Raw genomic sequence first — 13,008 nt, 5'->3', positions numbered from 1 at the left:
GGCGAACTTAATCAGAGCGTCTTTCTTGAGTACGATAGGTACTCGGCGAGACACCACAAAGTCTTTTAAATACCTTATTAAAATAAGAAGGATCTTTAAATCCCAGTTCAAAGTTGATCTCTTTTATGGAACGACGTGTAGTAGTAAGAAGCCGTTTTGCCTCCAGTAAGGTTCTTGCCAGCACAATATCATGTACAGAAGAACCCAACACCTGTCTGGCAATCTTATTTAAACGCCAAAGCGGCACATTCAGTTCTTTTGCATAGAAACTCGAATCCTTACGCTCTTTGTAATACAGCTCGACATTTCTTTTCAAATGCTTTATTAACGTCCATTCTTCTTTTAATAATCGGCTATCTCTACTTCTCATCTGAATGGCCTGTGGATAAACCCAAATTAAATTGATTAATTTTGCAATTAGAAAACCCAAAGATTCCTGCTTCCAATTTCGCTCCAATATTTCCCAAAGCGATTTAAAATCCAATAACTGTATATCATCCGGATCAAAAAAAACTTGAGGTATGAACAACCACTCCAACAAGATGTTCTTTCCCCTATTTTCTGTTGAATTAATCAGAAATTCTTCCGTAAAATGTAAAATATACCCTGTCTGCGGCAACTTAACAAACGATACTTTTTGGCCGGGCATCATATAAAATACTCGATTAGTTATAAGCTCATACTCCTCACAGTCGATCTTTAAAACACCTTTACCCCCTGTTATCCAAAGAATTATATAGCATTCAGCATCAAGTATTAAAGCTTCTTTGATTCGATTGTGTCCCTGAATACGCGTTAGCTTTGGATTTAATGGCATAGATTGAAATTGTATTTAAATTTTTGTTAAAATAAAGGAAAAAACAATCATCATGCTAAAGAGTTTTAGAAATGGAGAATGCCTTACATAAAGGACATCCGTGCTTGTCTGCCAAAAACGGCAATGTACTAACGACAGGGATCTGTAATGAATATATGGGAAGTAAACGTTTTACATAAGCATCTCATTAACGACCCGATATTCTAAAAATGTAATCCTATCACTATAGTAATTAACATCACTTTCTGCCTGATATACAAGTTCTTTCGATTGATCCTCGTTCCAAATACCATGCAGGAGTGTAAGTGCTGTAAGTTCATTTATTGACATCATCTTCAGGCAGATGGCGGCCAGTAAGTTAACCCCCGACCGGGCATCTATCTGTAATCCAAATTGAATGGCTAGTTTTTGAGCAAGGATGATACCATCCCCATGGGCTAACTGTATCAAGCCTTCTTTCTCATCAGCTTGTGTGATATCCGAACGGGGCTTAGGCATAAAAAGTTCCCAATTTTTTTGCTTCAAGAGACCGTGTTCACTCGCTCTCAGTTTGTAAATCTCGGTTGAAGGACTGAAGGTCCGTAAATACGCTTCGACATCATCCAAGTATACGTTATGGTCATTATCAACGAAGAAATCGGAGATTCCTGTTTTGTTATAGGATCCTAATTTCAATTTCATATCGCCTTTCGTAAAACAGCCTTTTCGCGGAAGACGGATATATTCTCCGTAAACAATTCCGGTCACACCACAACTTTGATAGTGAATTTCCAATAGCGAGTTATCGGTTGAGGCGTCTGGATGTGCATAAAAAGCGTTACTTTCATCAATAAGAAAATGTTTATCAGTCATTTTAATTGTATTTCGGACTTGTATAAATCATTTAATCGGACAATCCAATAGGTTAGAGCTGCTGTCTCCCGGAAAAATTTGTACACAAAAAGCTTCTAAAAGTACGTAAACAGCAAATGTACTATATGGATGCTTTGCAAACGGGTGTTTTTATCATAAAAAAGGGTACTTTTTTCACGCTATTGCACACTAGCCGTTGCTCACTATAGTAAAACAGGGAATAAAGAAATTGCTTATCACAATATCATGACTGTGATTAATAGAAATATCAGACGTAATTTACATCACTAAGTGCTAATTAATAGCTGCGTTTCGTAAACAATTTCATCTCCAGAGATAGTATCAGGCTGTTGATCATTGCTTATACAAATAATATCGTGTTCTTGTTATCCGCTGTAAAACGGAATGTGCGATCAGAGTTCGAATTACACTTCAGAAAATCTTTGACAATTCTGAATGGTTAGGTCAAATAGAATAATATGTTTAATCCAAAACTTAAACATCGCATAGCCGATTAGCTCTCATCGTCTTTTGGCATTTCCGAGATTTCATCAAGGCAAACGATGTCTCCTGGCTGGTTAATCAAATAGTTTATATCATAATAATGCAATTTGCCTAATCTATTAGCCACATCATAGCTATAAATTGCCTTAATATGCATCATGACATCACCCTCTTCATGCGGGCTATAAACATACGTCATAGGTTGCGAAGGAAATGCTGCAAACTCCTTATCATCAAAAAAAATAGCTGCATGGAACATTGCACCATGAATAGGTCCTTTTTCTAAAGAATGGCAGAAGTGGCCGATATCGATTTTTGTCACTAAATGATTTACTGAAAACAATTGAATCAGGTAAACCTTTGAAGCATTTGTTTCAATTCGTTTTTTAACAAAAGTTATTTCCTTTGTATCCATACAGCGACATTTGAAAGCACCTTTTTAATTAAAGATAACACAACTTAGCAGTAATCTTTGTCTTCGGTAACATTTTTTCTGCAATTTTGTTAAAATTTATTTTAGCAAGCAAAAACGTCAAACACCTCGAGATCTTAAAAAGTCTCATATCCTCGCGTTAACAGAGAAATTCTAATAATAGCATGGTTTTTTGTATGTTTGGTAGTTAATAAGCCTCGTTTCATGCTAAATCAAAAATACAACTTTTTCCTGTGCATTTTCATAATAACGGTTGCTACGTCATGTATGCAAAAAATTCTTGATTCAAAAGCAAAATCGGACTTAAAAAGTGCCAATTTTAAAGCACTTGTTAACGGGGACTCCACTCATCTATACGTTTTAAGGAATACAAAAGGCATGGAAGTAAGTATTACGAACTACGGTGGCCGAATTGTTTCCCTTTTAGCACCCGACAAAAATGGTAAATTATTGGACGTTGTTCTAGGCTTTGACAATATCCAGGACTACCTTGCTAAACCAAATTCTTTCGGGGCTATCATGGGACGTGTTACTAACCGCATTGCCAACGGCACCTTTTTATTAAACGGAGACACCATTAAAATAGACAAAAATAACGGACAACATGCCATCCATGGTGGGAGTAAGGGGTGGCGTCAACAGGTATTCCGAGGCTCACAACTAAGCGACAGCATGCTGGTACTTTCCTATCTTTCACCTGATGGAGAATCCGGATTTCCGGGGAATGTTAAAGTAAAGGTGCGATATACGCTCACAAACGAAAACGCCTTAATCATCAATTACGAAGCAGAAACTGATAAAAGTACCGTTATCAATTTAACAAACCACAGCTTTTTTAATTTAAGCGGTAATCCTCAAAAAACAGTGCTTGACGATATTCTCTTTGTAAGAGCTAAACATTTTACCCCGGTAGATTCCAACGCCATTCCTACTGGTGAAATCCGCTCCGTCTCTAATACCCCTTTCGATTTTACCGTTCCAACCAGTATAAGAAGCGCCATAAATAGAGATAGCACTCATAAACAATTGGTGTTTGTGTCAGGTTTAGATCACAACTGGGTATTAGATACAGATGGAAATCTAGAGATTCCCGCCGCAAGTGTATATTCTCCCACAAGCGGCATCAAATTGACTGTTTTCTCTAACGAGCCCGGATTACAGGTTTATACGGGTAACACGTTAGATAAGACGCAAAAAGGAAAAGATAATATTCCCTTTCAGAAATATGGCGCTATTTGCTTGGAAACGCAACATTTCCCCGACACACCCAATCAACCAACCTGGCCATCCGTTACGCTAAACCCCGGTGAACAATATAAAAGCACTTGTATTTATCAGTTCAGTATTGAATAGCTACCTGATCCCATTGCCTCTCAAAGCCTTCCCTGAAATCACAAAATAATTTGTGAATATCTGCGCGATATCGTTACTTTGTTATTTAGATTTAATAAAAATAAATATTTCAAGAGGCTCCGTCCATGAAGAAAGCTAAGAAAATCTTTGCCTGGTTACATTTATGGGTTGGTTTAACAGTAGGTCTCATCTTTAGCATCGCCGCAGCTACCGGAGCTATATTAGTTTTTGAAGATGAACTCGACCCCCTACTCTATCCATCTTTATATTACGCACAGTCAAACAATGATGCTTATCAACTCCCTTTATCCATTGACAGTTTATATAACTTAGCTCTTCAATATGCGAAGGGTGCAGCAATTAACTCTTTGGTAATACGGGAGAAAACGAACCATCAAGAAGCCGTATTCTTTCAAACTCGGGGCGATCGTTTGACACGACACCTTTTCTCGATTAATCCCTACACCGGAAAACTTCAACAAGATATCAAAGGAAAGCAACATCTCTTCACATTTTCAGAAGAGCTGCATAGACAATTGCTAATGGGTAAAACAGGAAAAGTCATTACAGGCATCTGCTGCCTGTCTTATTTAGTCATTTTAATCACAGGATTATTCTTATGGTGGCCTAAAAACAGTAAAATTCTTCGACAACGTTTAAAGATAAAATGGGATGCAAAATTTAAACGCGTAAATTGGGATTTACACGCAGTAGCAGGTTTCTATAGCCTTCCTATTTTGTTTCTAATCGCCTTCACTGGGCTAACATGGAGCTATAAATGGTTTAATAATGGCATTTTTTTTATATTTGACGGGAAAGGACCTCAAAAAGAACTGATTCACAGCGGAGAGAATAAATCGCAGCAAAAAGGATCACTCGAGCAAATGTACAGTCAAACCCAAAGATTGCTTCCTTATTCAAGCGATGTAACCTTATATTTTCCGGAAGACGCGATAAATCTCGTTCGCGTGAGCAAAGAGCAACATCATGCGTCAATAGCTAATGTAGTAGACCAGTTATTTTTCGATCGAAACACAGGAGAACTTGTCAAAAAAGAATTATATGCCACGCGTTCAAAAGGTATGAAGGTACGGCGTTTAATTTTTCCTATTCATACCGGCAGTCTTTACGGTTTACCTACCAAATTACTCGCATTTCTTTCTTGCCTAATTGGCTCCAGTCTTCCTATAACAGGATTTATCATTTGGCTAAAAAGAAAGAACAAGAAGAAAAATTCAAAGATCAAGAAGCAGGTTCATAACCACTACGAAATAGTGAATTAAGCTTCGCCAAATATCAGTTCCTCCGCATCTCTTCTTTCAACATACCGCATCTCCTGTTAATTATTCGATTGATCGTTCTCAACCATCAATTTGACAATTAGAAACCAATATTTCCAAGCAATAAAAGTGCTTTTAAAGGCACATAAAGACCGAAATTTCACATTCTCACATTTATCACATTTTATATACATTTTTATACATATTTTTACACTATCCGACCGAAACTTAGAGAATATGTTGCGAGCAACTAATTTTTTCAGCCCGATCCTACCGTTTAAGAGCGCCATATCTCCATGTTTCTTCAATACTTAAAAATTGAAATATGAAGCAGGTTTTACGTAAAATTTTAAGCAGTGCTATAATGCTAGCAGCCTTAGCGTGCGGCAAAGATCCATTTCCCGGAGGTGGCGAGAGCGATCTAGAACCCGTTCCGCCGCCAGACACATTGGTAACACCAGGGCCCGACACTTCAACAGCAAGAAAATTCTTTTTCGGCGCAAATGGGCATCCTGTTACACAAGCAGCATACAAAGCCTTGTCCGCAAAGGAACAACTGGAATTAATAAAATCTTTAGGGTTCAATATATATCGAATTGACATAGCGGTTGATGAAAATGGATATAGTAAAATGCACAATCGTTTAATGGAATTTTGCCGGCTCGCTGACGAAATGGGCATTGTATTGCTCCCAATGTTATATCATGTACAAATGGATTTCGATGGTTTTGAACAAGACTCGTACGAATCTGGCTACCAAAGAGGGCGAAATTTTGCCGCAATTTACAAAGATTATTTTAAGTATTATAACATAGCTAACGAATTGGACAATCGATGTATATTACCAAAGATGTCCGGCACATTGTCGTCTCACTATGATTTGAAAAAGTTTAAGATAATTGCTGCACACCTTAAAGGAATGAATGACGGAATAAAGTCTATTGATTCCGAAGCAGAAACGATGGTTAATGCTTCTTGGATGCACTATCGTTATTTGTTAATGTTGGAAGATTATGGTGTGAATTATGATGTAGTCGCCTATCACTGGTATGACGAAATGGACAAACTAGCCGCCAAAACTTATAACATTGACGATATAACGCAGTTCCTATGCACGAAGTTCTCAAAGCCGATCTGGTTTACAGAAGTTAATATAAGAAATACAATGGGAAACGTAGCTGACGATGTTCAAAGTGCCTTTCTCAACAAAATGTACATGAAATGTAAAAGCAACCCCCAAGTAAAAGCAATGATGGTATACGAGCTATTTAATCAACCTGTCTTTAATAGCATTGAATCGCATTATGGCCTTTTTACCTGGACTCAGCGTTACAAGCAGTATCAGCCTAAGTTGTGGGCAGAAGAACAGATACAACGAATAGCCTTTTCTATCCCATAAAAAATACTGCTTATCTCTGGCGAGATAAGCAGTTTCTACATTGATCAAGTATCCAACCGTAACCTTAGTAGAAGTCTTATTATCTCATAATAGATCCTCGTTTGTTTTTAACCTAATCAAAGCTAACTATAAAACAGCGCATTTATTGCCTTAGGTAAAACATGTGTATTATTTTGTATAAAAATGAGCAAAATTTCTAAGGTTATTAAATTCTCAAATGCAATTAAAATCTACCCTAGTCAGTGTAGTCAGTGCTTTTAGATCGTTTAGGTCAAACTTCCGCCAAGTGTAATTTATCAAATCATTTATCTCGATGTCTTCTTCACTTTCAAAACTTGCGGTTATTATCCATCGATTGTCAATTCTAAGATAAGGAATGTTAAATACATCAGTATATTCAATTTCCCTACATAAGGATATACTCAAGCTTTCTAGACTAAACCTCATACTACTGTTTTAAACTAGGCTAAGTTACAAGTCATAAGTCATTTATTCTTAAAATAATATCAATATACCTGAAAACCATTACAGATAATTTAGCCATCAAAAAATATCATTCGACAGCAGAACCGCTGAATCTTTTTTCCACATAGTATCTTAATAACTTAGAAAACAATTAACTTTATGAAAAATTAAAGTCAGATTATGAAAACAAAACACTTATTCTATTATGCTTTAATCGGCATATTTGCTTTCTCTTGTTCAAAAGAGTCATTGAAGAAAGAATTAAATTCAACATCCCTTATCAAAAAAACGGGAGCTATCAATCTTCTTCGAAGTGATTTTATGCTAGGTGTCAATGGACATCCAATTAATCAAACTGCTTACGGCGCTACACCAGCTTATAAGCAAATAGGCCTCCTTAAGAAGCTTGGAATGAGTATCTATCGTATCGACGTACCTTTCTCTCCAACTACAGGCCAAATAACACCACTTAGCTTTTACACAAAAATTAAAAGTTCTGCTGACTCAGCAGGTATCACTTTATTGCCAATGGTTCCCGCTGCCACGCTGGATTTTACAGGCACAGAAACTACAGCTTATCAAAGCGGTTATACCCGTGCTTTTAATTTTGCATCCCTATATAAAAATGATTTCACTTATTATAATTTAGGAAATGAACTGGACAACGCGTGCATAATAAGTGGCTCAGGAAGAAATGTGTCGGATTATGATTCTGTTAAATTTAAGATCATTGCAGCACACTTAAAGGGAATGGATGAGGGTGTAAAAGCAGCCGATCCAACGGCGCAAACGATGGTTGTAGCCGGATGGCTGCATTACAAGTACTTACAAATGCTTGAAAATTACGGAGTTAACTTTAACATTGTTGCTTATCATTGGTATGACAATATGGAAACGCTTGCTGCCGGTTCACCATACTTTATTCCAGACATCACCGAATATCTGGCGGATAAATTCACCAAGCCCATTTGGTTTACGGAAACTGGTTCAAAAAACCCGGGTGGCTCCAAACCCGATAGCGTCCAGCGGAATTTTCTCAACAGTTTCTTAACCAAATGCCAGAACAACCCGCAAATTAAAGCAGCTATTATTTACGAATTGCTAGATGAACCTTATTTCTCAGGCACTGAAGCCCATTATGGATTATATAGATGGATTACGCCCTATTCAGCCTTTGCCCCAAAATTGTGGGCGCAAGAAAACGAAACACCATAAGTAATAGATAGAAACAGTAGCTTTTCTTGATTAATTTTCATCAACAAAACAGGACTTCAGGAAAAAGAATCCTGTTTTGTTCCATAGCAACCACTCTTTTTCAAAGGGATCTTACAATTTACGAAAATTTCCTCTCTGCTGAATTTGCCTCATCCAATATATCACGTTATTCAAATGGGTTCCATCTTTGTTCGCTAGTCGTCTTCAGGGATTTTCGATTTAAGAGAATCAACAAAGCACAATGAATCCAAGTAAATTCTCGTATTTTTACCAGGTAGTAAAATGAATCACTCGCTTTATGCCTATTCTGGTCTATCTGTGGCTCTTGTTTCTTCCCTTAGCGGCATTTGCCTTTAACGACAGTGCGATCTACCGTCATTATAACTATACTTTGCAAAATGGATTGCCGTTTAACAATATACGGGATATTAAGCAGGACAATACCGGCTTTATTTGGATCGCAACAGAGAATGGCTTAAGCCGTTTCGACGGGAAGGTGTTCAAAAACTTCAGCTATGATGTTTCGTCGCCTCAAGGCTTACTGGGTAACTATGTACAAACAATCCTGATTGACAAAGAAGGAATACTTTGGGTTTCTTCCAGAAAAGGTGTCAGCAAATATAATAGCACAACCGAATCTTTCACACACTATCCAATCCTGGCCTCTGTCAAAGGTCAATACAAAATGGACGTAGGTTGTATAAGCAACTCAAACGACAAAAATGTTTTATGGATTTCTGCCAACGGCTTGGGCGTCTATCGCTTTCGCAAAGAATCCGGATCTTTTACAAGATATACCACGCAAAATCTAGAAGGTTTGCGCTCCAACATGGTAACGGCTATATTTGAAGACAGCCAAGGCTTACTATGGATAGGCAGTCAGGATGCGGGGCTACAGGTGTTCACACAACACAACAAAACCCTAAAGCCCTTTTATCCAATCCAGTCTGCCTTAAACCAAAAACCTTTCTGCCGTATACATAACATATTCGAAGATCCCACAGGAAACATTTGGGTGGCAACCGACAGTGGCCTCTTTACTTACCGTCGACATAGTGCGAAGGGGCAATGGATTACTGCCCAAGCTTTAGGTACGCCTCATAACCACTATTTAAGTGTGGCTTGCCATAACAATAAAGAATTTTACTTAGGCATCCTAGACGGCGGGGCTTTCCATATACATTTTGAGGAAAGCACAGATCATAGGATTGTTATCAAGAAAGTTTCACGGGTAGATGAAAATGATTCAAAACCCGATGGCCTACATAGAAGGTCAATTACAAGCTTATTTTTTGATCGAGACGAGAATTTATGGGTAGGTTCATACGGCGATGGGGTATTCCTTATCGCCAAACCCATATATCCATTCTTTAATCTTCATGAAAATCAACTAAATCTCGTCAATAAGGCGGATCAAAATGTTCGTTTTTATGGCTTGCTGGAAGATGTTGCAGGGAATCTGTTTATAGGAACAGACGGTCACGGTATCTTTAAACTGGATTATGAAAACAAGCTACTGAAACACTACAAGAAAGAAAAGAACCAGTCATCATCCCTATCGGATAATGCTATACTGGCTACATTAAAAGATCACAACAACCAACTCTGGTTCGGCACTTATCGTGGTGGCCTTATGCGCTATAATACTCGACAGGACAATTTCACTCATTTTAAAGCGGACCCTACAAAGGAAGGGACGCTTGGCTCGAACGATGTCCGTATTATATTTGAAGATATGCGGCATCAACTCTGGGTAGGCACCAACGGAGGCGGGCTTAACAAACTAAACTACTCTACACAAAAATTCACCACCTTTGTCCCTCAAAATAGCACCATCCCTTCCAATGACATCCGTTCAATCGTTGAAGACAAACACGGGAACCTTATTATTGGCACCTACGGAGCCGGCATCACCTATTTTGAACAGGAAAAAGAACTTTTTCATCCCTTTTTTCCTGAGGGCGGAATCTTTGACAAATTAAAATCGGAGGTTATATACGATCTGGCCATTCTCCATGATGGGCATTTATGGATCGCAACGGAAAGTAACGGGCTATTGGTGTATGATATGGAGAAGAAGCACTTCGTTCATAATTTTCATGAAAGAAACGGCTTGGTAAGCAATACCGTCCTCGCTATTCAGCAAGACAATCAAGGGCATTGTTGGGTAAGTACAATACAGGGCTTATCCAGCATTGACTTAACGTCAAAGGCAATTACTAACTATGGTGCTAACTCCGGCGTGCAAGAGGGGACCTTCAACCCACGGGCAGCAATCTATAGTGAAAAAAGAAATCAACTTTTCTTCGCTGGTACCGGAGGACTAACCTATTTCAACCCAAAAAACGTAAACTATCAGCAACCCCAGAGAAGCATCATTTTGACGGGACTGGATTTACTGGGCAAAGAGATTACTTCTTATCCCAATAGGCTAATAGCTGCGCAAGAGCAATCATTAAATGACAAAAAGAAACTAACGCTTCCATATAACTATTCAACTTTCACGCTACATTATGCTTCACTAACGTATGGACAATCGGGTCAACATCGTTTCGCTTATAAATTGGACGGTTTAGATGAGCGCTGGAACTATGTCGGTAATGAACAGGCAGCTACTTATCGCTATTTGCCTCCCGGAAACTATACGTTTCAGGTAGCACTGGAACAAGGCGGTCAAATCCTTAAGAGCAGCATTAAACAACTACATCTCGAGATCTTACCTCCATGGTATAAAACATGGTGGGCCTATATCATTTATTTTATTTTAGCGGGCGCCATTCTTTATTATTACCGCCGACACCAATTGCAAAAACAGAAGCTTAATTATCAGCTCAAAATCAGCCAGTTGGAACGGACTAAAGAACAAGAAATAAACGCTTTAAAAATAAACTATTACACCCGACTGTCACACGAATTCCGTTCCAGTTTAACGCTCATCCTTCAACCGGTTAAGGAGCTACTAAACAAAAAGGATGCGAATTCAGATCAAGACCCTTCTGTTAAGACCCTCTATGTAAACACCAACCGCCTACTAAGGCTCGCGAATCAAGCACTAACGTTTAGAAAAGACAATCTAACCAAAGAAAATTTGCAAATACAGTCGACAGACTTGGTCAACCTGATTCTGGAAGTATTAAATTGCTTTAATCACCAAGTTAAACAAAAGAATCTGTCAGTCACTTTTCATACGCAATTTGACGAGCTTTTCTTATTGATAGATCGTGAAAAAATCGAAATGGTCCTATTTAACCTGGTATTCAATGCCATTAAATTCACCAAAGAAGGGATATTGGAAATTAAACTTGCCAAGCTCGATCAGATGGCGATTTTACTTAGTATAAAAGACAGTGGCTGTGGTATCGATAAACAAATTGGAGAGAAACTGTTTGAGCCCTTTGCTCATCATGAATCCTTTAATAAAAGCACTTTGGGATCAGGTTTTGGCGTTGGGTTGTGGATGGTTAAATCACTTATCGAACTACATGATGGCCGTATTTACTATGAGAGCGAATTGGGTAAAGGAACCACTTTTTATATGGAACTTCCCATGAAAGCCTCAGCCACGAGCACTAGCAGTGTACAGTTAAACCCCGGTAGTATTTCAACGGTTCTGCAACTGATGGAACAGGAGAACAAACCTCCGCTTCCCATGACCGCCAAAGCGACTTCCTTTTATAAAATATTGATAATTGATGATGATGTGAGCTTAACCAATTACCTCGAAAGCATGTTATCTAACTACTTTGAGGTATATGTGCAACACGAAATATCCGGTGCCTACCGCTTATTAGACGATAATCTACCGGATCTCATTCTTTGTGACATCGTCATGGAAGGGAGTAATGGAATCGAATTTTGCAAAGAGGTAAAAACAGATCCTTCCCGGAGGCATATCCCGATCATTTTGCTAACAGCGTCACATAATACAGAAACCAAATTGGAAGGCATACAGAGTGGCGCGGACGACTATATTACAAAACCTTTTGACATTGATGTATTAATAGCTAAAATACAAGCTATAATAAAAAGTAGAAGCGATTTAAAAGACTATTTTTTTCATCATATTACTGATAATGCCAAATTTCAAAAAATCAGTAGCGAAGACCGGGAGTTGCATGACAAGTGTTTGCTTATCATAGAAAAACACCTTACCGATCCTAGCTTCAATGTACATAAACTTGCCGACGCCTGCGGCTTTACTTATGCTACCCTAGGTAACCGCATTAAAGAGATACATAACCTCAGCCTTAATAGTTTTATCAGAACCGTACGCTTGGATATTGCCGCGCGTCTATTTCTCAGCTCAGAGAATACCATCTACGAAGTAGCCTATCAAGTAGGCATCCGCGATCTCAAGTACTTTAGAGAACAATTTGCAAAGCAGTATGGCATGAACCCCTCCGAGTATATTAAGAAATACAGAAAACCTTTTCACCGCGTTTACCATGCGAAATAGGATTTCACATTGTTCTTAAACACCTTTAAACTTTAAAAAGGCGATTAATAAAAAAAAGCACAGATGATCCAGATAGACCCTGTTAGGGTCACTTTCTTTGATTGTTCTACGAATGCCCCCCCTTTTTTTTTATTTTACCCCTCACTACCGGACGGGGGATAAACGACATTTGCTCCTCACAACCTAATCGATTATAGCAAGCCTAGCGCATGCTTCATCGGTTTCGTTTATTCT

8 protein-coding genes are annotated in these 13,008 nt (G+C 38.4%); 5 read left to right on the top strand and 3 right to left on the bottom strand.

Annotation, left to right across the window (positions count from 1 at the left end; translation table 11 throughout):
* Positions 1–7 precede the first annotated feature (7 nt).
* From FKG96_RS06815 to FKG96_RS06805, 3 genes are all read right to left on the bottom strand, one after another.
* Positions 8–817: a helix-turn-helix transcriptional regulator gene (locus FKG96_RS06815; protein WP_130856169.1), complete on the bottom strand. Its 810-nt coding sequence runs from the start codon at positions 815–817 to the stop codon at positions 8–10.
* A gap of 171 nt (positions 818–988) precedes the next feature.
* Positions 989–1,669 (bottom strand): hypothetical protein, encoded by a 681-nt coding sequence (locus tag FKG96_RS06810; RefSeq protein ID WP_130856168.1) that lies wholly within the window; start codon positions 1,667–1,669, stop codon positions 989–991.
* Between the two features lie 514 nt (positions 1,670–2,183).
* On the bottom strand, positions 2,184–2,588 hold the full coding sequence (locus FKG96_RS06805) for a hypothetical protein (protein ID WP_130856167.1): 405 nt from the start codon (positions 2,586–2,588) through the stop codon (positions 2,184–2,186).
* Between the two features lie 285 nt (positions 2,589–2,873).
* On the opposite strand from FKG96_RS06805, the gene FKG96_RS06800 reads away from it, so the two are divergent.
* From FKG96_RS06800 to FKG96_RS06780, 5 genes are all read left to right on the top strand, one after another.
* Complete coding sequence (locus FKG96_RS06800; RefSeq protein WP_242627195.1) at positions 2,874–3,959, top strand: aldose epimerase family protein; 1,086 nt, start codon at positions 2,874–2,876, stop codon at positions 3,957–3,959.
* Positions 3,960–4,084: 125 nt separating this feature from the next.
* Positions 4,085–5,242 (top strand): PepSY domain-containing protein, encoded by a 1,158-nt coding sequence (locus FKG96_RS06795; RefSeq protein WP_130856165.1) that lies wholly within the window; start codon positions 4,085–4,087, stop codon positions 5,240–5,242.
* 322 nt (positions 5,243–5,564) lie between these two features.
* On the top strand, positions 5,565–6,638 hold the full coding sequence (locus FKG96_RS06790) for a glycosyl hydrolase (RefSeq protein WP_130856164.1): 1,074 nt from the start codon (positions 5,565–5,567) through the stop codon (positions 6,636–6,638).
* 645 nt (positions 6,639–7,283) lie between these two features.
* A complete protein-coding gene (locus FKG96_RS06785; protein ID WP_130856163.1) occupies positions 7,284–8,318 on the top strand; it encodes a glycosyl hydrolase in 1,035 nt (344 codons plus the stop codon).
* A 298-nt stretch (positions 8,319–8,616) separates the two neighbouring features.
* Entirely contained in the window at positions 8,617–12,774 is a 4,158-nt protein-coding gene (locus FKG96_RS06780) for a hybrid sensor histidine kinase/response regulator transcription factor (protein WP_130856162.1), read from the top strand.
* Positions 12,775–13,008: the final 234 nt, after the last annotated feature.

This window comes from Olivibacter sp. LS-1 (assembly GCF_008245145.1).
Taxonomy (GTDB): Bacteria; Bacteroidota; Bacteroidia; order Sphingobacteriales; family Sphingobacteriaceae; genus Olivibacter; species Olivibacter oleidegradans.
This window is presented reverse-complemented; position numbering and strand designations above follow the sequence as displayed.